The sequence below is a fragment of the Janthinobacterium sp. C22 genome, assembly GCF_057919405.1.
This window is the reverse complement of record NZ_CP193659.1, coordinates 4578322-4602101: the sequence shown is the minus strand read 5'-3', so window position 1 is coordinate 4602101 and position 23780 is coordinate 4578322. Positions and strand designations below refer to the sequence as shown.

At 61.8% G+C, this 23780-nt stretch carries 17 protein-coding genes, 2 pseudogenes and 2 riboswitches; of the genes and pseudogenes, 15 read left to right on the top strand and 4 right to left on the bottom strand.

Annotation, left to right across the window (positions count from 1 at the left end):
• Positions 1 to 28 precede the first annotated feature (28 nt).
• A riboswitch (glycine riboswitch) is annotated at positions 29 to 134 on the bottom strand.
• A gap of 28 nt (positions 135 to 162) precedes the next feature.
• A riboswitch (glycine riboswitch) is annotated at positions 163 to 249 on the bottom strand.
• Between the two features lie 169 nt (positions 250 to 418).
• The 7 genes from ACRHIG_RS21515 (at position 419) to def (ending at position 10480) form a co-directional block, all read left to right on the top strand.
• The gene (locus ACRHIG_RS21515) at positions 419 to 991 is read left to right on the top strand and encodes an ATP-dependent Clp protease proteolytic subunit (protein ID WP_489627840.1); all 573 of its coding nucleotides are present in this window, start codon (positions 419 to 421) and stop codon (positions 989 to 991) included.
• 162 nt (positions 992 to 1153) lie between these two features.
• A complete protein-coding gene (locus ACRHIG_RS21510; protein ID WP_489627839.1) occupies positions 1154 to 1852 on the top strand; it encodes a phosphatase PAP2 family protein in 699 nt (232 codons plus the stop codon).
• A 119-nt stretch (positions 1853 to 1971) separates the two neighbouring features.
• Entirely contained in the window at positions 1972 to 5499 is a 3528-nt protein-coding gene (smc, locus tag ACRHIG_RS21505; protein ID WP_489627838.1) for a chromosome segregation protein SMC, read from the top strand.
• Positions 5496 to 6662: a cell division protein ZipA C-terminal FtsZ-binding domain-containing protein gene (locus tag ACRHIG_RS21500; RefSeq protein WP_489627837.1), complete on the top strand. Its 1167-nt coding sequence runs from the start codon at positions 5496 to 5498 to the stop codon at positions 6660 to 6662. Before smc ends, ACRHIG_RS21500 begins: the two co-directional genes overlap by 4 nt.
• 14 nt (positions 6663 to 6676) lie before the next feature.
• Positions 6677 to 9028 (top strand): NAD-dependent DNA ligase LigA, encoded by a 2352-nt coding sequence (ligA, locus tag ACRHIG_RS21495; RefSeq protein ID WP_489627836.1) that lies wholly within the window; start codon positions 6677 to 6679, stop codon positions 9026 to 9028.
• Between the two features lie 25 nt (positions 9029 to 9053).
• Positions 9054 to 9947 (top strand): UTP--glucose-1-phosphate uridylyltransferase GalU, encoded by an 894-nt coding sequence (galU, locus tag ACRHIG_RS21490; RefSeq protein WP_475414246.1) that lies wholly within the window; start codon positions 9054 to 9056, stop codon positions 9945 to 9947.
• Positions 9944 to 10480, top strand: coding sequence for a peptide deformylase (gene def, locus ACRHIG_RS21485; protein ID WP_475414245.1), 537 nt, complete (start codon positions 9944 to 9946; stop codon positions 10478 to 10480). Before galU ends, def begins: the two co-directional genes overlap by 4 nt.
• A gap of 97 nt (positions 10481 to 10577) precedes the next feature.
• Here the strand turns inward: def and ACRHIG_RS21480 are convergent, their stop codons facing one another.
• The 4 genes and pseudogenes from ACRHIG_RS21480 to map all read right to left on the bottom strand — a co-directional run bounded on the left by ACRHIG_RS21480 (position 10578) and on the right by map (position 15693).
• Complete coding sequence (locus tag ACRHIG_RS21480; protein WP_475414244.1) at positions 10578 to 11342, bottom strand: flagellar brake protein; 765 nt, start codon at positions 11340 to 11342, stop codon at positions 10578 to 10580.
• 144 nt (positions 11343 to 11486) lie between these two features.
• The gene (locus ACRHIG_RS21475) at positions 11487 to 12236 is read right to left on the bottom strand and encodes a pseudouridine synthase (RefSeq protein ID WP_289915539.1); all 750 of its coding nucleotides are present in this window, start codon (positions 12234 to 12236) and stop codon (positions 11487 to 11489) included.
• Positions 12237 to 12277: 41 nt separating this feature from the next.
• A pseudogene (locus ACRHIG_RS21470) lies at positions 12278 to 14844 on the bottom strand ([protein-PII] uridylyltransferase).
• A 36-nt stretch (positions 14845 to 14880) separates the two neighbouring features.
• On the bottom strand, positions 14881 to 15693 hold the full coding sequence (gene map, locus ACRHIG_RS21465; protein WP_326459945.1) for a type I methionyl aminopeptidase: 813 nt from the start codon (positions 15691 to 15693) through the stop codon (positions 14881 to 14883).
• 400 nt (positions 15694 to 16093) lie between these two features.
• On the opposite strand from map, the gene rpsB reads away from it, so the two are divergent.
• The 8 genes and pseudogenes from rpsB (at position 16094) to rseP (ending at position 23774) form a co-directional block, all read left to right on the top strand.
• Positions 16094 to 16846: a 30S ribosomal protein S2 gene (rpsB, locus tag ACRHIG_RS21460; RefSeq protein WP_086137733.1), complete on the top strand. Its 753-nt coding sequence runs from the start codon at positions 16094 to 16096 to the stop codon at positions 16844 to 16846.
• A gap of 156 nt (positions 16847 to 17002) precedes the next feature.
• Positions 17003 to 17914 (top strand): translation elongation factor Ts, encoded by a 912-nt coding sequence (tsf, locus tag ACRHIG_RS21455; protein WP_086137734.1) that lies wholly within the window; start codon positions 17003 to 17005, stop codon positions 17912 to 17914.
• Positions 17915 to 18061: 147 nt separating this feature from the next.
• Positions 18062 to 18778 carry a UMP kinase gene (pyrH, locus tag ACRHIG_RS21450; RefSeq protein WP_034752258.1) on the top strand — a complete coding sequence of 239 codons (717 nt, stop codon included), beginning with the start codon at positions 18062 to 18064 and terminating at the stop codon, positions 18776 to 18778.
• 185 nt (positions 18779 to 18963) lie between these two features.
• Positions 18964 to 19524: a ribosome recycling factor gene (gene frr / locus ACRHIG_RS21445; protein ID WP_092715571.1), complete on the top strand. Its 561-nt coding sequence runs from the start codon at positions 18964 to 18966 to the stop codon at positions 19522 to 19524.
• Between the two features lie 99 nt (positions 19525 to 19623).
• Positions 19624 to 20391: a polyprenyl diphosphate synthase gene (gene uppS, locus ACRHIG_RS21440; protein WP_475414242.1), complete on the top strand. Its 768-nt coding sequence runs from the start codon at positions 19624 to 19626 to the stop codon at positions 20389 to 20391.
• Positions 20391 to 21224, top strand: coding sequence for a phosphatidate cytidylyltransferase (locus ACRHIG_RS21435; RefSeq protein ID WP_475414241.1), 834 nt, complete (start codon positions 20391 to 20393; stop codon positions 21222 to 21224). Before uppS ends, ACRHIG_RS21435 begins: the two co-directional genes overlap by 1 nt.
• Before the next feature lie 8 nt (positions 21225 to 21232).
• Positions 21233 to 22416, top strand: a pseudogene (gene ispC, locus ACRHIG_RS21430) (1-deoxy-D-xylulose-5-phosphate reductoisomerase).
• Entirely contained in the window at positions 22413 to 23774 is a 1362-nt protein-coding gene (gene rseP, locus ACRHIG_RS21425; protein WP_489627835.1) for an RIP metalloprotease RseP, read from the top strand. Before ispC ends, rseP begins: the two are co-directional and overlap by 4 nt.
• Positions 23775 to 23780: the final 6 nt, after the last annotated feature.

The window sequence follows — 23780 nt, the reverse complement described above, 5'->3', positions numbered from 1 at the left end:
TAGCCAAACACGGCTTTCCAGCGTGATCACTGACCCCCCTGTCCTTTGTACCTGAGAGATTACGGGGGCTTGCCCCGTGCGCCCCTTCGGTGGGCCGCCGGCATGTGCCGCGGCCGCTCTCCAGAGTTGAGCTAAAACGTGTCGCCAAAGCAACAGCTTCAGTCCGCCTGATCGGTCCTTTTGCCTGAGAGTTTTTGGGTAGTGCCCCTTCGGCGGCAACGCTGGATTGCCCTCTCCCGATCAAGTGGGAGGAATATATGCCAGCAGGGTGTTTCTGTCAATCTGAAAAGACGTTGCCAAATTGCAGCAAAAGTCCCGGTTTGCGGGGCTGGGAGGGGTGCTGGCCCGGTGCAAAAGGGCGCCCGGCCGCGCGGGAATGCGCTATGATGAAATCCTGGCTTTCTTGCGGGTGCCTGCCATGAACACTACACAAAGCGAGACGCAAAACAACACCGAGCAGCACGGTTACTTTACCCTCTCGGGAGACGTCAACAGCGACATGGTGCGGCGCGTCTTCAATGCCGCCGCCGACATGACGGAAGACAAGCTCACCACCGCGCACATTTTGATCCAGTCCAACGGCGGCTACGTCAGCGATGGCATCTGTCTGTACAACTTCCTCAGCAAGTTGCCGCTCGACATCATTACCTACAACGCGGGCGCCGTGGCGTCCATCGCCGTCACCCTGTTCTTGTCGGGACGGCACCGCCATGCCAGCGACACGGCCCGCTTCATGGTGCACAAGTCGCATGCGACAGCCTCGCCTGGTTCGCGCCCCGATGCGCTGAGCATCATCGTCGAGGGCTTGCGCGCCGACGACATGCGCACCGAGCGCATCCTGCGCGGCCACGTCAACCTGACGGACGAGCAGTGGCAGGTGCATGCGTATTCCGACCTGCACCTGACGGCCGACCAGGCGCTGGAAGTGGGCATGGTCGAATCGATCCGCGACTTTGCGCCGCCCAAGGGCAAGCGCCTGACGAATATCTGACGCGCCGCCGGTGGGGCATCCGCGAGAATATTTTCTTATGGCAATTTTCGAGGTGGAAATTGTAATGGAATGTAATTCTTGCCCGTAGTTGATGAAAACCCGGGTGCAAGCAGGGTCAGTCGTGGCATAGTGCACGCTGATCATGAAATAAGCGTAGGCACGATGACTTGGTGGAATGGGATTTCTTTTGCGGCCGACATGTCCGTGATGGGGCCGGCTGGCGTGGCGATCGCCCTGTGGCTGCTCGTGTCGCGGCAGTGGCGTCTGGTACTCAGCTGGAGCCTGTGGTACGGCGGCGGTCTGGCCCTCGTGGTGTTGTCGAAGCTGGCCTTCATGAGCTGGGGCGTGGGCAGCAGCACGCTCGACTTTACGGGTTTCAGCGGCCACGCCATGCGCGCCGGTGCCGTGTTTCCCGTCCTTATGTATGTGCTGCTGCAGCGGGCCGAACCGCGCTGGCGCCATGCCGGCGTGCTCGTCGGCGTGGCTTTTGCCGTGCTGGTGGCCATTTCCCGCGTGGCCGTGCATGCGCACAGCGTGTCGGAAGCCGTCAGCGGTTGCGTGCTGGGCCTGGCGTTGGCGCTGGGCTTCATGTGGAATGCCCGTGGCGCCGTCAATTTCGCCGTCAGCCATGCGCTGGCCCTGGCCAGCCTGGCGCTGATGGTGGTGCTGAGCTTCAAGGCCGAACCCATGCCGACCGAGCAATGGCTGCAAAAACTGGCCATGGTGCTGTCCGGCCATGAGCGCGTTTTTCCCGCGCGGACTGGAAACTGGCGCAGGATGGCCGCCCGGCCCCTGATCCGCTGCCAGCAGGCACCTGGCGCTACGGTTTTTTGGCCAGAAAAGCATCAGGAAATGGTATGATGAACCACTTTTTTTGCGGCGAGCGGCCAGGCTGCCGTCGCAATGGTGCATCTGAACTGAATATGAACCGGGTTCGCCGATAATTCAACCGCCAGCATAGGCCAGGAACTCTAAAACACGTGCGTCTCTCTTCCATCAAGTTGTCGGGATTTAAGTCTTTCGTCGATCCCACCAATTTTCAGGTGCCAGGCCAGCTCGTGGGCGTGGTCGGACCGAATGGCTGCGGCAAGTCGAACATCATCGACGCCGTGCGCTGGGTGCTGGGCGAGTCGAAAGCGTCGGAATTGCGCGGCGAATCGATGCAGGACGTCATCTTCAACGGCTCGACCCACCGCAAGCCGGCCGGCCGCGCTTCCGTGGAACTCGTGTTCGACAATAACGACGGCAAGGCGTCCGGCCAGTGGGGCCAGTACGCCGAGATCGCCGTCAAGCGCACCCTGACGCGCGACGGCACCTCCACCTATTACATCAATGGCCAGCCCGTGCGCCGGCGCGACATCCAGGACATCTTCCTCGGCACGGGCCTCGGCCCGCGCGCCTACGCCATCATCGGCCAGGGCATGATTTCGCGCATCATCGAATCGCGCCCCGAAGAATTGCGCGTCTTCCTCGAGGAAGCGGCCGGTGTCTCCAAATACAAGGAGCGCCGCCGCGAGACGGAAAACCGCTTGCAGGACACGCGCGAAAACCTGCTGCGCGTGGAAGACATCTTGCGCGAACTCAATGCCAACCTGGAAAAGCTGGAAGCGCAGGCGGCCGTGGCTACGCGTTTCCACGCCTTGCAGGCGGACCAGGAAGAAAAACAGAAACTGTTGTGGCTGCTGCGCAAGAACGAGGCGCAAAACGAGCAGACGCGCTATTTCCGCGAAGTGGAACAGGCGCAGACGGACCTGGAAGAGCAGACGGCCAAGCTGCGCAATGTCGAGCTGACCCTGGAGCAGATGCGCCAGGCGCACTTTGCCGTGGGCGACCGCCTGCATACGGCGCAAGGCCATCTGTACCAGACGAATGCGGAAATCGGCAGCCTGGAAGCGCAGATCAAGTTCGTCATCGAATCGCGCGCCCGCCTGCAGGCCCAGCTGGCCACCTTGACGGCCCAGCGCGACCAGTGGACGCAGCAGGGCGGCGAATACCAGGAACAGATCGAAGAGGCGGAATTCCATCTCGAGGAACTGGCCGCGAAGGTGGAACAGTCGCAAATGATGGCCGAGCAGAAGGGCGAGCAATTGCCCGAGCTGGATGCCGCCTGGCGCGCCGCCCAGAACAAGAGCACGGAATCGCGCGCGCGGATTATGCAGGCCCAGCAGCAGCTGGAACTGGAATCGGCGCATCAGCGCAACGCCTCGAACATCCTGGCCAGCCTCTTGAGCCGCCGCGAGCGCCTGCAGCAGGAAAAGAACAGCCTGAGTTTGCCCGACAGCAGCCACCTGGAAAACCTGAAACTGCAGCTGGAAGAAAAGCAGCAAACCCTGGAAGAGCAGGGTTTCTATCTGGAAGAGGCGCTGGAGCAGCAGCCCAAACTGGAACAGGAACGGGCCGAGGCGCAGGCACAGGTGAATGCCGAGACGGCGGCCAACGCCCAGCTGGAAGCGCGTCTTTCCGCATTAAAACAATTGCAGGAACGGGTGCAGACGCAGGGCAAGGTCCAGCCGTGGCTGAAAAAGCACGAACTCGATACCTTGCCCCGTCTGTGGCAAAAGCTGCAGATCGAAGCGGGCTGGGAAGCGGCCATGGAGTCGATCTTGCGCGAGCGTACGTCGGCCCTGCAACTGTCGAATATCGATTGGGCCAAGGCCTTCTTTGCGGACGCGCCGCCGGCCAAGCTGGCCCTGTATGCGCCATCGACGGTGGCGCCGTTGCCGCTGCCGGACGTGCCAGGCCTGAAGCCGTTTTTGAACTTGCTGAAACTCAACGATCCCGGCTTGCGCGGCTTGCTGCAGGATTGGCTGTACAACGCCTACGCCGTGGAAGACGCGGCCGAGGCGTTGGCCGAACGGGCGAAATTGCCGCCGGGCGGCTATTTCGTCACGCGCGCGGGCCACGTGGTCACGGCCACCAGCGTGCGCTTCTATGCGGCCGATTCGGAGCAGGAAGGCATGCTGGGCCGCCAGCAGGAAATCGACAATATCGGCAAGCAGCTGCGCGCGCAGCAACTACTGGCCGAAGAGGCGCGCGCCCGTTCCGTGCGGGCCGACGCGGCCGTGGCGACGCTCACGCGCAACCTGTCCGACTTGCGCCTGCGCATACAGCAGCTCACTTCCTCCGTGCATACCCTGCAACTGGACGTGGTGAAACTGTCGGAAGTGGAAGCGCGTTTCAACCAGCGCAGCACGCAGATCGGCGCCGACCTGGCGGAAATTGCCGCGCAGGAAGCGGAGCAGCAGCAGATCAAGGCCGAATCGGAAGAGAAATTCGAACAGCTCGACATGGAGCTGGGCAACCTGCAGGAAGCACACGAAGACGGCCATACGGACTTCCTGCAGAAGGAACAGCGTCTGGCCGAGGCGCGCGAAGCCTTGCGCGACCTGGAGCGGGCTGCCAAGGACACGGAATACGCGGAAAAAGCCCACCGCGCGAAGATCGAGGAATTGCGCCGCAATATCGCCACGGCCAGTACGCAGGCCCAGCAAGTGACGGCGAGCCTGCAGGCGGGCGAACTGGAGCTGGCCAACCTGGAAAGCGGCGCGGCCGCCGACGGCTTGCAGGATTTGCTCGAGCGCCGCACGACGCAGGAGAAGGCGCTGGCCGACGCGCGCCATGAACTCGACCAGATTACGCAGCAGCTGCGCCTGTCCGAAGATGCGCGCACGCAATCGGAGCGCAGCCTGCAGCCGCAGCGCGACAAGATCATGGAAATGCAGCTCAAGGAACAGGCCGCGCGCCTGAACCAGGAGCAATTCGCCCAGCAACTGCTGGAGTCGGGCGCAGACGAGGCGGCCTTGACGGAAAAACTGCATCCGGACATGCGCCCATCGTACCTGCAGGGCGAAGTCACGCGCCTGACCAACGCCATCACGTCCCTGGGCGCCGTCAACCTGGCCGCGCTCGATGAACTGGCGCAGGCCTCCGAGCGCAAGAATTTCCTCGACGCCCAGAATGCCGACCTGACGGAAGCGATCAACACGCTGGAAGACGCGATCCACAAGATCGACAAGGAAACGCGCGACTTGCTGCAAGACACGTTCGACAAGGTCAACCACCACTTTTCCGAGCTGTTCCCCATCCTGTTCGGCGGGGGACAGGCCAGGCTGACCATGACGGGCGACGAGATTCTCGATTCCGGTGTACAAGTCATGGCGCAGCCTCCCGGCAAGAAAAATGCCACCATCCACCTGTTGTCCGGTGGAGAGAAGGCGCTGACCGCGACCGCATTGGTGTTTTCCATGTTCCGCCTGAATCCGGCGCCGTTCTGCCTGCTCGACGAAGTCGATGCACCGCTGGACGATTCGAACACGGAACGCTTCTGCCGCATGGTCAAGCGCATGTCCGACCAGACCCAATTCCTTTTCATTTCGCATAACAAGATTGCGATGGAAATGGCCCATCAATTGATCGGTGTGACGATGCAGGAGCAGGGCGTATCGCGCATCGTGGCGGTGGACATGGAGTCCGCCGCAAATTTTGCAACCGAGGCACAAGCAGCATGACAGACCTTCAAATTACCTTGTTCGGCGCCGGCGGCGTCTTTATCGTCGGCGTTTTCTCGTACAACAAATGGCAGGAATACAAGGCCAAGAAAAGCGTGGAGCGGGCTTTTTCCACCGACCACGACGACGTGCTGATGCGCGACGGCGATGCGCCGGCAGTGGATGCCCCGGAACCCGTCCTGCGCCAGGAACCGCGCTTTGATGCCGCGCCCGCCGCCAAGGCGGAACCATCGTTCGGCGCACCGCCGGCTAGCGCCGTTCCGGACGCGCCCGTGCATGCGGAACCGTCGCTCGGCGATGCCGGCGTGGAAGCGCCTCCCGCCGCTGCCGCGCCGCTGCAGCAGGAAGTCAGCGCCGCCAGCGAGCAGGCGACCAGCCTGGTCGACCCGCTGATCGATTGCCTGCTGCCCCTGTCGCTGGAAGCGCCCGTGCGCGGCGACAAGATCCTGCCCGTGCTGCAAACCCTGCGCCTGGTGGGCAACAAGCCCGTCCATTTCATTGGTTTACACGTGAATGGCGACTGGGAACCGATCACGCATGGCGGTGTCTATACCAAGATGCAGGGCGGCGTGCAGCTGGCCAGCCGCAGCACGGCCCTGAATGAACTCGAATACTCGGAACTGGTCACGCGCCTGCGCGGCGTCGCCGACGAGATCGGCGCCGAGCCGGAAGTGCCCGATATGATGGAAGTGATGGCCGAAGCGCGCAATCTGCATCGTTTCGTGGCCGGCCACGACGCCCAGCTGGGCGTGAACCTGCATACGAATGGCGCGCCATGGGCCATTTCCACCTTGCTGTTCGCGCTGGAAAAGCAGGGCTTCGACGTGCGTCCGGACGGCCGTTTCGTCATGCCCGACGGCGACGGCAGCTATCTGTTCTCGCTGTCGACGAATGTCACCCTGGCCGAGGAAACGACGCCCCGTTTGACACTGCTGCTGGACGTGCCCTGCGTGGCGCCCGCGCGCGACGGTTTCGGCGCCATGGTCGCCTGCGCCAAGGCGCTGGTGGGCCGCCTCGACGCCACCATCGTCGACGATTACAACCAGGCCCTGTCGGACGCGGCGTTGGCCGAGATCGCCGGCCAGGTGCACGAGTTTTACCAGGAAATGGATGCGGCCGACATTCCGGCCGGTTCCACCCGCGCCCTGCGTTTATTTAGCTGAAGAATCCCGCAACAATGACTGATCCGATCAACCAGGACGCCGCAGCGCGGGTCCTGGCACTCACGGCCGAACTCAATCGGCACCTGCACGCCTACCACGTGCTCGACAATCCCACCATCCCAGACGCCGAGTACGACAAGCTGTTCGTCGAACTGCAGGCGCTGGAAGCGGCCCATCCTGACTTGCTGCAACCTGATTCGCCCACCCTGCGCGTGGGCGCGGCGCCCTTGCCGCAATTCGAGCAAGTCACGCACACGGTGCCGATGCTGTCGCTGAACAATGGTTTCACCGATGACGACATCGTCAATTTCGACCGCCGCGTGCGCGAAGGCCTGGGCCTCGATGCGCAGGACGTCGCGTATGCGGCCGAAGTGAAATTCGACGGCCTGGCCATCAACCTGCGCTATGAGCACGGCCTGTTCGTGCAGGCGGCCACGCGCGGCGATGGCGCCACGGGCGAAGACGTGACGGCAAATATCCGCACCATTTCCGGCATCCCGCTGCGCTTGCATGGCAAGAACGTGCCGGCGCTGCTGGACGTGCGCGGCGAAGTGATGATGTTCAAGGGCGATTTTGCCCGCCTGAACGAACGCCAGCGCGAAGCGGGACACAAGGAATTCGCCAACCCCCGCAATGCGGCGGCCGGCAGCCTGCGCCAGCTCGATTCGCGCATCACGGCGCAGCGCAAGCTGCGTTTCTATGCCTACGGCATCGGCGCCCTCGATGGCGTGGCCATGCCGGCCTCGCATTCTGCCTTGCTCGACTGGTACGAGACCTTGGGCATTCCCGTGTCGAAGGAGCGCCGTGTGGTGCAGGGCGCGCGGGGATTGCTTGCCTACTACGCCGATATCGGTGCGCGCCGCCCCGCATTGCCGTATGAGATCGACGGCGTCGTCTACAAGGTGAACGCGACGGAAGACCAGCAGGAGCTGGGCTTTGTCTCGCGCGCGCCGCGTTTTGCGCTGGCGCACAAGTTTCCCGCCGAAGAAGCGCTGACGCAGGTGCTGGGCATCGACATCCAGGTGGGCCGCACGGGCGCGATGACGCCCGTGGCGCGCCTGGCGCCCGTCTCCGTGGGCGGCGTGACGGTGACCAACGCCACCTTGCACAATGAAGACGAGGTGCTGCGCAAGGATGTGCGCGTGGGCGATACCGTCGTCGTGCGGCGCGCCGGCGACGTGATTCCCGAAGTGCTGTCCGTGGTGCTGGAGAAGCGTCCGGAACCGGCGCCGCTGCCGTTCAAGATGCTGGAAGCGTGTCCCGTCTGCGGCTCGCACGTGGTACGCGAAGAGGGCGAGGCGATTGCCCGCTGCTCGGGCGGCCTGTTCTGCTCGGCGCAGCGCAAGGAGGCGTTCCGTCACTTCGCGGGCCGCCGCATGATGGATATCGAGGGGCTGGGGGAACGTTATATCGATACCCTGGTCGAACTCGAATACGTGCATGGCCTGGCTGACCTGTACAGCCTGACGCTGGAAAAACTGCTGGAAATGAAGCTGCGCGCCGACGAACGCGATGGTTCCACGCCGGAAACAGTGCAACAAGGCAAGATTCCCACCAAGTGGGCGGAAAACCTGCTGGCCGGCATCGAGGCCAGCAAGCGCCCGCCGCTCGAACGTTTCCTGTTCGCCCTGGGCATCCGCCACGTGGGCGAATCGACGGCGAAGACCCTGGCCGAGTGGCTGGGCAGTCTGGCCTATGTGCGGCAGGCGCCGGCCGCCTTGCTGCGCGTGCTGCCCGACATCGGCGGCACCGTGGCTGAATCGATTGCCGATTTCTTTGCCGAAGAAAAGAATCAGCAGGCGTTGCAGGCTTTGCTGGACGCGGGCGTCACGCCGCAGGGCGAACACGCGCCCAGCGCCAAGCTGCGCACGCAGCTCGAACAAACCACCTTGCTGGCCGCCATCGGCATCCCGAAGCTGACGGAGCCGCGCAGCGAGCAATTGGTCGAGCGGGGCGTGACCCTGGCCAGTCTGGCGGCGCAGGGCGCCAGCTTCCACGCGGGCTTGCCCGCCGCCGTGGCCGAAGCGCTGGCGCAATGGCTGGCCGATGAGGGTAATGTCAAGCTGCTTGGTCAACTGGACGCCCTGCGAAATGAATTACTGTCACAATTGCCTGAAATGCCAGCCGCTGGCGGCAAGCTGGACGGCAAGACCTTCGTTTTGACGGGCACCTTGCCCAACATGAGCCGCGACGAGGCAGCAGAGCTGATCGAGGCGGCCGGTGGCAAGGTCAGCGGTTCAGTGTCGAAGAAAACCAGTTACGTCGTGGCTGGCTCGGACGCCGGCAGCAAGCTGGCCAAGGCACAGGAACTGGGTGTGGCCATACTCGACGAGGCTGGCTTGCTGAACCTGTTGGCGCAAGACTAATTATTCAAAACATTACAGAAGACCCATGAAAAAAATCAGAAAAGCAGTCTTTCCCGTCGCCGGCCTGGGCAGCCGTTTCTTGCCTGCGACCAAGGCGCAACCGAAGGAAATGCTGCCCATCGTCGACAAGCCCTTGATCCAGTACGCAGTGGAAGAAGCGGTGGCGGCGGGCATCACGGAAATGATTTTCATCACGGGCCGCAACAAGCGCGCCATCGAAGACCATTTCGATACGGCCTATGAGCTCGAGTCGGAACTGGAAGCGGCCGGCAAGCGCCAGTTGCTGGAAATGGTGCAAAACGTCATTCCCAAGCACATCAATTGCATTTACATCCGCCAGTCGGCGCCGCTGGGCCTGGGGCATGCCGTGCTGTGCGCCCGTCCCGTGATCGGCGACGAGCCGTTTGCCGTCTTGCTGGCCGACGATTTCATGGATGTGGAAGAGGGCGTGCGCCCCGTGCTGGCGCAGATGACCGATGTCTTCCAGTATGAAAATTGCTCGCTGCTGGCGGTGCAGGATGTGCCGCGCGCGGAAACCAAGCAGTACGGTATCGTGTCGGCAAAGAATTATCAGCCCGATCTGGAGCTGGTTTCGGCCATCGTGGAAAAACCCGCGCCCGAAGAGGCGCCATCGACCCTGGCCGTGGTGGGACGTTATGTGCTGACCAGCCGCATCTTTAACCACCTGGAAAATATCGGCACGGGCGCCGGTGGCGAAATCCAGTTGACGGACGGCATCGCCGCCCTGATGCGCGAAGAGCGCGTGCTGGCTTACCGCTATCAGGGGCAGCGCTATGACTGCGGCTCCAAGCTGGGTTATCTGAAAGCAACGACGGCGATGGGCATGAAACATCCGGAAACGGGGGCGGCCTTCCGCACCTATCTGCAAGAACTGCAAGCGGCACTGGAAGCAAAATGACGATACGTGAAATTCTGAAGATGGGCGATCCGCGCCTGCTGCGGATGGCCGAGCCCGTACGTGAATTCGATACGCCCGAATTGCGTGCCTTGATCGCCGACATGTTCGACACCATGCATGCGGCTAATGGCGCGGGCCTGGCGGCGCCGCAGATCGGCGTCAACCTGCAGCTGGTGATCTATGGCTTCAAGCAGAACCTGCGCTATCCCGACGCGCCGCAAGTGCCGGAAACCGTGTTGATCAACCCCGTGCTGACGCCTTTGTCGGAGCGCAAGGAAGAGGGTTTCGAGGGCTGCCTGTCCGTGCCCGGCCTGCGCGGCAGCGTGCCGCGCTGGAGCGAGCTGCACTATGAGGGCGTCGACCAGTTCGGCCAGCCCATCAGCCGCGACTGCGACGGCTTCCATGCCCGCGTGGTGCAGCATGAAGTGGACCATCTGCACGGCATCCTGTATCCGATGCGTATCGTCGACTTCACGCAGTTCGGATTTACTGACGTCATGTTCCCGGATTTGGACCCGAACGACGACGATTGATCGGCACCTGCCTCATGACTGTGATCATCAAGTATAAAAATGGCCGCGCAGCATTAGCTGCGCGGCCATTTTTTATGCCTGGGGCAAACCTGCGAACCTAACGCACCTTGCGGCTGCTGCCCAGGTTGTCGAGCAAGGTTTTCAGCTCATCCTGCATGGCATCCGTCAGGTTCAGGAAGCGGCAGCCGATCTGCACCTGCTCGCCCAGCAGGAAGGAGCGGAAGGTGCGCGACAGGCGGATTTCCAGGTCGGCGATCATGACCTTGTCCGGCCCCAGTTCCAGGCGCACGCGCGACAGCTTGCGGCCCACGTACAGGCCCACCGTGTCGCGCGGATGGGCGCGCATGCCGATGCCGCCGGCCGAGAAATCATACAGCTGCAATTCATACGGACGGCCCTCGAGCACGAAGGCGGCCAGGTAGTACACGCCCAGCGGCGTTTCCAGGCGCGCCGATTCACGCCGTTCCAGCACCAGGCAATGGCTGGGGAAGTTCGTCAGGTAGACGTTCGGCCGCTCGGGATACGCTTGCCATTCGCCATTGATGGTGAATTGCAGTTTGGCGCTTTGCACCCACGACACAAACGTGGCGCCACCTGGCGGCAGGGTCGCGCCTTCATTGAGTTCCAGTACGAATTGCGGCAAGTCATCGTCGACGGACAGGATGCGCGCCAGGATGACGTCTTCGCCGCCCGTCGGGTAGATGGAAATGGCATCGCCGTTATCAGCCAGGCTGCACAGGGTTTCGCCGATATCCCACGGATCGCTCATATGGTGCGGCTTGGTGCCGGGCGCCATCGGCTCGGCCACGTCAGCCAGGCTGGGCGCGCCTTTGCGCAGGGGATTGGGGATGGGATCGTTCACGACAGCGTATCTCTTTTATTCTAATGGGGAATAGTGTATAGGTTTAAGGCAATATTTACTAAGTAAATCACAATAATTAATTTTATATCACTATATTCCTGTTGCTTATTTATATATCCTGGCCTGCCGCCCTGACGTCGCCGCTTAAAACTGTTCGTCCGCGCTCAGATAGCGCCATTGGCCCGTCGGCAAGTCGCCCAGCTTGACCTTGCCGATGCGCACGCGTTTCAATCCCAGCACTTTCAGGCCCACGGCTTCGCACATGCGGCGGATCTGGCGTTTCTTGCCTTCGCGTAAGGTAAAGCTCAACTGGTCTTCATTTTGCCAGCGCACCTTGGCCGGCAGTAGCGGCTTGCCGTCGAGCCACAGGCCGTGGTTGAGTCTTTTCAGTTCGCTGTCGGGCAGGGTGCCGCCCTTGGTGTAGCTGACGCGCACCAGGTATTCCTTGTCGATGTCGGTATCGTGGCCGATCAGCTGCTTGGCTACGCGTCCATCCTGCGTCAGGACCAGCAAGCCGACGGAATCGATGTCCAGGCGGCCGGCGGCCACCAGGCTGCGCAGCTGGGTCGGGTGGAACTGTTCCGGGCTGCGGTCTTCCGCCCAGCGGTTTTCCGCCTTGATCAGGGCCACGGCGGGCGTGTAGCCGTCTTCGGCCTGGCCGCTGACGTAGCCTACCGGTTTGTTGATCAGCACGGTGACGCGCTTCGACTGCTCGGCCGCCGCCTGGCGTTCCACGGTGACGCGCTGGCTCGGGTAGACCTTGCTGCCCAGCTCGGACACCACCTTGCCATCCACGCGGACCCAGCCGCGGGCGATCCATTCATCGGCTTCGCGGCGCGAGCACAGGCCCAGTTCGGACATGCGTTTGGACAAGCGTAATAATTCTTCGGTCATGTTGTTTCAGTTTCAGTAAGGGTAGGCGATGCGCGGAAAGCTTACACTTTCAGCGCATCGAGTAAATCGGTTTCCAGCAATATCTGGTTGCGGGCATTGTTGAGCGCGGGGCCGTCGACGAGGAAGACGTCTTCGACCCGCTCGCCCAGGGTCATGATCTTGGCCGTGTGCAAGTTGATGCGGTACTTGGTCAGCACGTTGGCGATCGCATACAGCAAGCCCGTGCGGTCGTTGGCGGCCACCGACAGCAGGTAGTACTGGCCCTTTTCATCGGGCCGCAAGTCCACCGTCGGCTGGAAGGGGAAGGTGCGCGACAGGCGCGACAGCCGTCCCTTGCCCGGCGGCGGCAGCGGCGTCTGCGACTGCAGCAGCTCGCCCAGCTCATGCTCGATCAGGCTGATGATGTCGCGGTAGCTCTTGGCGAAGTTCTGCTCGGTGACGAGGAAGGTGTCGAGCGCATAGCCATTTTTCGTCGTGTGGATCTTCGCGTCGAGGATGCTGAAATTCTTGCGGTCGAAATAGCTGCAGATGCGCGCGAACAGGTCGGGCTGGTCGGGAATATATACGGCCACCTGCAAGCCTTCGCCGATGGGCGCCAGCCGGCATTTTACCACCGGCAACTTGCTGTCGAGCTTGTCGTACAGCGAGCGCGTCTGCCAGGCGATGTCGGACGCGTCGTGGCGCAGGAAATACGCCACGTCCAGCTGCTGCCACAGCTTTACATGCGCATCGGGCGGCAAGCCGTACAGGCGCAGGGTGGCCAGCGCCTCCTGCTGACGGTTCTTGAGCTCGCGGTCGGCCGTGTGCGGCTCGCCGCCCAGCACGCGCAGGGTGATCTTGTACAGGTCTTCCAGCAGCTTGCCCTTCCAGGCATTCCACACTTTCGGGCTGGTGCCGCGGATGTCGGCCACCGTCAGCAGGTACAGGCCCGTCAGGTGGCGCTCGTCCTTGACCACTTTCGCAAAGGCGGCGATGACGTCCGGGTCGGACAAGTCCTGCTTTTGCGCCACTTGCGACATGGTCAGGTGATTTTCCACCAAGAAGGCGACCAGTTCCGTGTCCTCGGCGGACAGGCCGTGGTCCTGGCAGAACTGGGTGGCGTCGGCCACGCCCAGCTTCGAGTGGTCGCCGCCGCGCCCTTGGCGATGTCGTGGAACAGGGCCGCCACGTATAGCAGCCACGATTGCGAGAAATCGGCCATCAGCTGGCTGCAGAACGGGTATTCGTGCGCGTGTTCGCTCATGGTGAAGCGGCGCATGTTGCGCACCACCATCAGAATGTGCTGGTCGACCGTGTACACGTGGAACAGGTCGTGCTGCATCTGGCCCACGATGCGGCGGAAGTTCGGCAGGTAACGCCCCAGGATGCTCATCTCGTTCATGCGCCGCAGCGCATGGATGATGCCGACCGGGGCTTGCATGATGCGCAGGAAGAGGGCGCGGTTGACGGGATCCTGGCGGAAGGCGGCGTCGATCTTGAAGCGCGCGTGCCACAGGGCCCGCGTGGCGCGCGACGTCATGCCCTTCAGGGCCGGGCGCTCCGTCATCAGGACGAAGATTTCCAGCATGGCCGACGGGTGTTGCTCGAAGGTATTGTCGGCGCTGATGTCGATCAGGCTGTTGACTTCATTGAAACGTTCGTTGATGGGCACGGCCACGTCGTCTTGCGGAAACAGCCGCGCTTCGATGTTTTGCAGCAAAATCGTGTTGAGCTGGGTCACCGTCTTGGCGGCCCAGTAATAGCGCTGCATGAGGAATTCGCTGGCGCGGCGCATGTGCGGCCCGCTGCCCGTCGCCTGCAGGCCCAGCGATTCCGCGATCGCCGTCTGCACGTCGAACACGAGGCGGTCTTCGCGCCGTCCCGCATGCAGGTGCAGGCGCACGCGGATATCCTTGAAGGCGCGCTCCTTTTCCATCAGCTGGCGCGCTTCCGTCAGGGTGATCAGGCCGCCCGTGGCCAGGGTGCGCCACGAGTTCGCCAAGCCGGCCGCCTTGGCGACCCAGAGGATGACCTGCAGGTCGCGCAAGCCGCCCGGGCTTTCCTTGCAATTCGGCTCCAGGCTGAAGGCCGTGTCCTCGTACTTGGCATGGCGCTGGCGCATTTCCGCCGTTTTTGCCTGGAAAAACGCCTGCGGGTCCATGGCCGCATCATAGCGCTGCTGCAATTGCGCGAACAGGTCCGCGTTGCCGCACACGAGGCGCGCTTCGAGCAGGCTCGTCTGCACGGTGATGTCGGCCTTCGATTCGACCATGCACTCCTCGACCGTGCGGATGCTGTGGCCGATTTCCAGGCCCAGGTCCCACAGCAGCTGCACCAGTTCCTCGAGCTTTTCCTGCGTGGCGGCATCGGGCGCCTGTTGCAGCAGGATCAGCAGATCGACGTCGGAATACGGAAACAGTTCGCCGCGGCCATAGCCGCCCACGCCCACCAGGGCCGTGCCGGGCGGCAAGCCCGCTTCCTGCCAGGCGCGCGCCAGCACGCCGTCGACGCTGTGGCGCAGGCTGCGCAGCAGTTTTTCAGGCTTGCCGTCGGCCTGGAAGGCCGCGATGACGACCTGGCGGTCGGCTTTCAGTTGCTGTTTCAGCTGTTCCCGAACTTGCTTTTTCATCTGGGCCCTGGGTGGCGGTGGGTCGGGTTTGATCGATCAGGCTTTATTGACGATAAAGGCGGGCGGCGGCGGCATGCCGGGCGAGACGGTCAGCACTTCGTAGCCCGTTTCCGTCACCAGCACCGTGTGTTCCCATTGCGCCGACAGGCTGCGGTCCTTGGTCTTGATGGTCCAGCCATCGTTCATTTCGCGGATTTCGCGGCGGCCCGAATTGATCATCGGCTCGACGGTGAAAATCATGCCCGCTTCCAGGCGCTCGAGGGTGCCAGGTTTGCCGTAATGCAATACTTGCGGTTCTTCATGGAAGACCTTGCCGATGCCGTGGCCGCAGAATTCGCGCACCACGCTGTAGCCGGCCTTTTCCGCATGCTGCTGGATGGCGTGGCCGATATCGCCCAGGTGGGCGCCCGGCTTGATCTGGTCGATTCCCAGCCACATGCACTCATAGGTGATTTCCGACAGGCGCTTGGCCAGGATGGTCGGCGTGCCGACGAGGAACATGCGGCTGTTGTCGCCGTGGTAGCCATCCTTGATGACGGTGATGTCGAGGTTGACGGAGTCGCCGCTCTTGAGGACCTTGTCGCCTGGAATGCCATGACAGATGACGTCGTTGACGGAGGTGCAGATGGCCTTCGGGTAGGGCGTGTAGCCGGGCGGGCAGTAGTTCAGCGGGGCAGGGATGGTGCCCTGCACGTTGACCATGTATTCATGGCACAGGCGGTCCAGTTCGCCCGTCGTGACGCCGACCTTGACGAAGGGCGTGATGTAGTCGAGTACTTCGGCGCCGAGCTTGCCTGCAACGCGCATGCCTTCGATGTCGGCGGCGGTATTGATACGGATGGTGGACATGGTGTGATTCGCAATCTGCAAGAATTCAGGTGAAAAGCACAGACGATTCCTGCTGTAGGGGGAAAAGTCTGCAAATATGCCGAAATTATAAACGAGGCGCCCTGAATCCGCCGCCTCCTTCCTATGGCCGGGAAGGGAATTATGCGTGGAAAATGGATGAAAAGGCGGTGCCGCCACGCCTTGCACCATCGTGGTGCATTGGCTGTTTCCATCGGGCGCGCGATTTGCGGCGTGGACTTGATGCTGCGGGCATTTCAGTGTAGAATCCCGGGTTGCTTGAATTCTCTTTTAAGCAATGCAGCAAAACAGTGTCTTTAATTTATATAAACACGCGAATCCGGTCGACAAGGGTGCCTGTATGGTGACTGATCGGATTCCAGACCCAACCCTGGAGTTAATAATGTCCGTAACAATGCGCGAAATGCTGGAAGCCGGTGTCCACTTTGGTCACCAAACCCGTTTTTGGAATCCAAAAATGGCACCGTTCATCTTCGGCCATCGCAACAAGATCCACATCATCAACCTGGAAAAAACCATGGCGATGTACCAGGACGCAATGAAGCACGTGCGTCAACTGGCTGCAAACCGTGGCACCATCCTGATGGTTGGCACCAAGCGTCAAGCTCGCGAAATCATCGCTGCTGAAGCACAACGCGCTGGCGTGCCTTTCGTTGATCAACGTTGGTTGGGCGGCATGCTGACCAACTTCAAGACGATCAAAACCTCGATCAAGCGTCTGAAGGACATGGAAGTGATGATCGAAGACGGTTCGATCGAGAAGCTGTCGAAAAAAGAAGCGCTGATGTTCTCCCGCGAAATGATCAAGCTGCAAAAATCGATCGGCGGCATCAAGGACATGGGCGGCGTTCCTGACGCAATCTTCGTCGTCGACGTCGGCTACCACAAAGGTGCGATCACCGAAGCAGCTAAACTGGGTATCCCGGTCATCGGCGTTGTCGATACCAACCACTCCCCAGAAGGCGTGAACTTCGTGATCCCAGGTAACGATGACTCCTCGAAAGCCATCATGTTGTACGCTCGCGGTGTTGCTGATGCAATCATCGAAGGCCGTGCAGCTGCCGGTAACGAAGTTGTTGAAATGGTTAAAGCAGCCGCTGGCGACGAATTCGTCGAAGTAAACGAACAGGCTTAATGGCCAGGCTATCGCAGGATAGCCGTTTGTAAGCACAGCAGTAAGGGAAAAGGGGTGGCAGCAGCTCCCCTTTTTTTAACAAAAAAACGATAGTGACCGCTGGCGAGGCATGCATGCCCGGCCGCGACTATCGACTCACCGAATCAGGAGAAACACATGGCAGCGATTACAGCAGCGATGGTAGGCGAATTGCGCGGCAAAACCGACGCACCAATGATGGAATGCAAAAAAGCACTGACCGAAGCCGAAGGCGACATGGCGCGTGCGGAAGAGATCCTGCGCGTCAAGCTGGGCGGCAAGGCATCGAAAGCATCGGCGCGCATCACCGCTGAAGGCGTCGTGGCAACCTACATCGCCAACGGCGTAGGCGCCCTGGTCGAAGTCAACTCGGAAACCGACTTCGTTGCGAAAAACGACGATTTCCTGGCACTGGCCAACAACGCTGCCCGTCTGGTAGCGGAACACAACCCGGCTGACGTCGCTGCCCTGCTGGCCCTGCCGCTCGACGGCAAGACCCTGGACGAAGTGCGCGCTGCCCTGATCGGCAAGATCGGCGAAAACATGACCATCCGCCGCTTCCAGCGTTTCGAAACCAGCGCCAAGCTGGCTTCGTACCTGCACGGTTCGCGCATTGGCGTGATCGTCGAATTCGACGGTGCCGATGAGCAAGTGGGCAAAGACGTGGCCATGCACATCGCTGCCATGAAGCCAGTATCGCTGTCGTCGAACGAAGTGCCAGCGGAACTGATCGAAAAAGAGCGTTCGGTTGCCCAACTGAAAGCCGAAGAAGACGCAGCCAAAGCGGCCGCCGAAGGCAAGCCAGCGCAATCGCCGGAAATCCTGGCCAAGCGCCTGGAAGGTTCCGTACAGAAGTTCCTGAAAGAAGTTTCGCTGCTGAACCAGGCTTTCGTGAAAAACGACAAGCTGTCGGTTGAGCAAATGCTGAAGGCGGCTAACACCAGCGTCAAAGGTTTTGCCATGTACGTGGTAGGCGAGGGCATCGAGAAGAAGCAAGACGACTTCGCAGCAGAAGTCGCAGCACAGATGGCTGCCTCCCAGGGAGCGTAAGTAAAGCGGGCCGAGAGGCCCGTTTTTTGGCCCGCCCGCACCTGTCGTGCCGGGCGGCGGCATGGGCAGCTTCCTCCCGCCTATCCGGCGCTGCAAGGCGCTGCGCCATGTCATACTCGAATAACCTCATTTATGGAGCCCCAGCTCATGTCAAAACCAGCCTACAAGCGCGTCCTCCTCAAGTTGTCCGGCGAAGCCCTGATGGGCGATGATCCCTACGGCATCAACCGCGCCACGATCGAGCGCATGGTGGCCGATGTGGCCGAGGTGGCGAAGTTGGGTGTGGAACTGGCAATCGTGATTGGCGGCGGCAATATCTTCCGCGGCGTCGCGCCTGGCGCGCAAGGCATGGACCGTGCCACCGCCGACTACATGGGCATGCTCGCCACCGTGATGAACGCACTGGCCCTGGCCGATGCCATGCGCCATGTCGGTATCACCGCGCGCGTCATGTCGGCCATCGGCATCGAACAAGTGGTCGAGCCGTACGTCCGCCCGAAAGCCCTGCAATACCTGGAAGAAGGCAAAGTGGTCGTCTTCGCCGCCGGTACCGGCAATCCGTTCTTCACCACCGACACGGCAGCCGCCCTGCGCGGTTCCGAGATCAGCGCCGAGATCGTCCTGAAGGCCACCAAGGTCGACGGCGTCTACACGGCCGATCCGAAGAAGGATCCGAACGCCACCCTGTTCCACACGATTACGTTCGACGACGCCATCGCCAAGCACCTGCAAGTGATGGATGCCACCGCATTCGCCCTGTGCCGCGACCAGAAGCTGCCCATTAAAGTGTTTTCGATCACCAAGCCAGGTGCGCTGATGCGTGTCATCATGGGCGAAGACGAAGGCACCTTGGTTCACGTATAAGGGAAGCGGAGCGCCGAGAAACCGTCCATGGCTGCGTTGCAGTGCCTGAGCCACGTTATGTACATTCGTACTGTCTTCGGCGCCGCGCCTTGCCCTGAACGGTTTTCGGCACTCCCGACTGCGCTGGTGTTTTCATCGCAAGCGAAGTAGCAATATTCATTATTATCAAGACAAGGAGTACAGCAATGTCCTTAGCTGACGTTAAAAAGAATGCCCAGGAACGCATGACGAAATCGCTGGAAACACTGCGGGCCGATCTGGCCAAAGTGCGTACCGGCCGCGCCCATACGGGTATCCTGGACCACGTGATGGTCGAGTACTACGGTTCGCCGACGGCGCTGACCCAGGTGGCCAACGTGACCCTGATCGACGCGCGCACCATCGGCGTGCAGCCGTATGAAAAGAAGATGGCCAGCACCATCGAAAAAGCCATCCGTGACGCCGACCTGGGTCTGAACCCGTCGGCACAGGGCGACCTGATCCGCGTGCCGACGCCGCCGCTGACGGAAGAGCGCCGCAAGGAAATGGTCAAGCTGGTCAAGAGCGAAGCGGAAGACGCGAAGATTGCCGTGCGTAACATTCGCCGCGATGCGAACGAGTCGCTGAAGAAACTGGTCAAGGAAAAAGCCTGCTCCGAGGACGATGAGCGCCGCTCGTCGGAAGAAGTGCAGAAGCTGACGGACAAGTTTATTGCGGACATCGACAAGATGGTTGTCGACAAAGAAAAAGAAGTGCTGACGGTCTAGTTTTCAGTTCTTTTGACGCTGCCCGGGAAAGCATGGCTTTTCCGGGCAGTGCTATTTGGCGCATAATAGTTATCTTTTATTTTTGGTATTCGTGTTTTCATGATCTATTCGAGTTCGACAACGGCAGTACCTGAGGTGGGCACGGTGCCGCGCCATGTGGCAATCATTATGGATGGCAATGGTCGCTGGGCAACCAAGCGCTTCCTGCCGCGCGTGGCTGGCCACGTCAAGGGCGCGGACACCGTGCGCCGTGTCGTCGAGACCTGCCTCGACCGGGGCGTCGAATATCTGACGCTGTTTGCCTTCAGCTCGGAAAACTGGCGCCGCCCGGAAGAGGAGGTGTCGATGCTGATGCGCCTGTTCGTCACGATGCTGGAACGCGAGGTCGTACGCATGCACGCCAACGATATCCGCCTGAAGGTCGTAGGCGACATGTCGCGCTTCAATGCCCAGTTGCAGCAACTGGTGGCGGACGCCGAGCGCAAGACGGCGGGCAATACGCGCCTGACCGTGACGATTTGCGCCAACTATGGCGGCCGCTGGGACATCATGCAGGCAGTCAACAAAATGACGGCCGAGGCTGCCGTCAAGGGCCAGCCTGACGGGCACGCTTACACGGAAGAGCAACTGGCGCCGCACCTGGCCATGGCCTATGCGCCCGAGCCCGACCTGTTCATCCGCACGGGCGGCGAGCAGCGCATTTCCAATTTCCTCCTGTGGCAACTGGCGTACACTGAGTTGTTTTTTACCGAGACTTTCTGGCCCGACTTCAATGACGAGTGCCTCGACGCGGCAATCGCGTCTTACCAGCAGCGCGAACGGCGCTTTGGCCGTACCAGCGCGCAACTAACTGAAAAGACAAACTGATGCTGAAAACACGGATAATCACCGCCCTGGTCCTTCTGGCGGTCTTGCTGCCGGTTCTGTATCTGAATTATTTCCCCGCCTTCGCCGTGATCGCCACGGCGTTCTTCGGCGCCGCCGTCTGGGAAAGCTTCCGCATCTTCAAAAATCGCCAGGCGCTGCCGATCGCCGCCGTCTGGACCGCCGCCTTCGCCTATACGTTTTTTGTCGGTAACGGCATGGCGCAGCTCAATTTCTGGTTCGCCCTGTGCGTGGCCATCTGGCTGATCCGCTTCGTGCCCTCGCTGGCGACAGGCTTGCCGCCCACCGAAGGCCTGGGCAATACCTTGCTCAGCCTGGTGTACCCGGTGACCATCGTCGGCTGCTTCGTCGCCATCATCGCCTTGTTCCTGCATAGCCCCTTGTACCTGCTCTCCGTCATGGCCCTCGTGTGGATCGCCGATATCGGCGCCTATTTCTCGGGCAAGGCTTTCGGCAAGCGCAAGCTGGCGCCGAGTATTTCCCCAGGCAAATCCTGGGAAGGCGCCATCGGCGGCGGCATCGCCGTGCTGGCCATCGCCGCCATCACCATCGTGGCCGCGCCATCGCTGCCGGTGCTGCAAGACACCTTCGCCGTGCAGCTGCAATTGCGCCGCGGCTGGCCGCTGGCCTTGCTGGTGCTGCTATTGCTCGTCGCCGCCAGCATCGTCGGCGACCTGTTCGAATCCCAATTGAAGCGCCGCGCGGGCATCAAGGACAGCAGCAAGCTGCTGCCTGGCCATGGCGGCGTACTCGACCGTATCGACGCGTTGATCCCGGTCCTGCCATTTGCCGCCCTCGTGGCCAGCTGGCTTTAAGGAAACTCATGCAATACATCACCATTCTAGGCGCGACCGGCTCGATCGGCGTGTCCACCCTGGACGTGCTCGCGCGTCATCCGGAGCAATACAGCGTGTATGCGCTGAGCGCCCACAGCCGTGTGGCCGAACTGGCCGCCCAGTGTCTGCAATTCCGCCCCCGGCGCGCCGTCGTCGGCACGGCGGATGCCGCCCTTGAACTGACGCGCTTGCTGCGCGGGCAGGGCGTCGATACGCAGGTCGAGTACGGCGAGGACGCCCTGTGCGCCATCGCCAGCGCACCGCAAGTGACGGGCGTGATGGCGGCCATCGTCGGCGCCGCCGGCTTGGCGCCCACCCTGGCCGCAGCGCGTGCTGGCAAAAAGTATTGCTGGCCAATAAAGAAGCGCTGGTCATGTCCGGCCAGCTGTTCATCGACGCCGTGCACGATAACGGCGCCGTGCTGCTGCCGATCGACAGCGAACATAACGCCATCTTCCAATGCATGCCGCACGCCCATGGCCGCGCGCCTGGCGCCGCCGGCGTGGCAAAAATCGTGCTGACGGCTTCCGGCGGCCCCTTCCTCACGCGCGACGTCGAGACGCTGGATAGCGTGACGCCGGACCAGGCGTGCAAGCATCCGACCTGGGCCATGGGACGCAAGATTTCCGTCGATTCGGCCACCATGATGAACAAGGGTCTGGAGGTGATCGAGGCGCACTGGCTGTTCGGCGCCCCGGCCGACCAGATCGAGGTGCTGATCCATCCGCAAAGCGTGATCCATTCGATGGTCTCGTACATCGACGGTTCCGTGCTGGCACAGCTGGGCAATCCGGACATGCGCACGCCGATCGCCCATGCGCTGGCGTATCCGCAGCGCATCGCTTCCGGCGTAGCGCAGCTGGACCTGGCGCAAGTGGCTACCCTGCAGTTCGAACGTCCCGATTTCCGCCGTTTCCCTTGCCTGGCGCTGGCCTTCGACGCCTTGCGCGCGGGCGGCACGGCGCCGGCCCTGCTCAACGCGGCCAATGAAGTGGCCGTGCAAGCGTTTCTTGACGAACAGATCGGCTTCCGCCAGATCGACCGCGTCATCGCCCATGTGATCGAGACGGTGCCGCACGGCGCCGCTTCGAGCATCGAAGCCGTGATGGAGCAGGACCGCCTGGCCAGAGCGGCCGCGCACGCGTACATCGCGCAAAGGCTGGCTGCATGACGCTCATCACCACCTTGCTGGCCTTTATCGTCGCGCTCGGTTCACTGATCACCCTGCACGAGCTGGGCCACTATTTGGTGGCGCGCTGGTGCGGCGTGAAAGTGCTGCGTTTCTCGATCGGCATGGGAAAAGTGGTGTATTCGCGCAAGTTTGGCAAGGACCAGACGGAATGGGCGATTTCCGCGCTGCCGCTGGGCGGTTATGTCAGCATGCTCGACAGCCGTGCGCAAGACCTCAGCGACTTGCCGGAAAGCGAATTGCGCCGCGAATTCACGCGCCAGAGCGTGTGGCGCCGCATCGCCATCGTGGCCGCCGGCCCGCTGGCCAATTTCCTCGTCGCCATCGTGCTGTACGCGGGCCTGTTCATGCATGGCATCGAAGAGCCGTCGAGCAAGCTCGGTCCCGTGGCCGAACAGACGGCCGCCTATGCGGCCGGCTTGCGCAGCGGCGATATGGTCGAGTCGGTGAATGGCAAGGCCGTGGCCAGCTGGTCCGAACTGCGCTGGGAACTGATCCAGGCCACCCTCGACAAGCTGCCGGCGCGCATCGAAGTGCGCCGCCCCGACCGTGGCCAGCAGGAAGCGGTCTTGCCGACGGCCAGCCTGACGGAAACGGACCTGGAAGGCGACGTGCTGGGCAAGCTGGGCCTGACCATGGCCCGTTCCGCGCCCACCTTGATGGAAATCATGCCCGGTGGCGCCGCCGCGCGCGCCGGCCTGCAGAAAAACGACCAGATCCTGGCCATCGACGAACAGCCCGTGCACGACGTGGCGGCCGTCATCGCCACCCTGAGCCAGGCGCCTGGCCGAACCCTGCAATTGCAGCTCTTGCGCCAGGGCCAGGACCTGACCCTGTCGATTACGCCGGACGCCGTGCCGGGCGCCGGGGCAGAGGGAGCTGTAACAGTTGGTAAGATACAGGCAAAGCTGGGACAGGTGCCGGATATGATCACCGTGGCATCGGGACCGTTCTCTGCCGTTGGCAAGGCGTCCGCCAAGGTCTGGGATACCAGTGTCATGAGCCTGAAAATGCTGGGCAAAATGATCACGGGCCAGGTGTCGCTGAAGAATGTGACCGGACCCATTACCATCGCCGATTACGCGGGTCAGACGGCGCGCATCGGCCTGGTAAGCTACCTGAGCTTCATCGCCTTCATCAGTATCAGTCTGGGCGTGATGAATTTGCTACCCATTCCTGTTCTGGATGGCGGGCATTTGCTGTATTATTCGCTGGAAGTTTTGACCGGACGCCCCTTGCCGGAGCGCGTAGGCGAGATTGCCCAGCGCCTGGGGATCGGTTTGTTGCTGACCTTGATGGTGCTTGCCGTCTTTAATGACGTGTTGCGATTGCTGAATTAGGGCGGT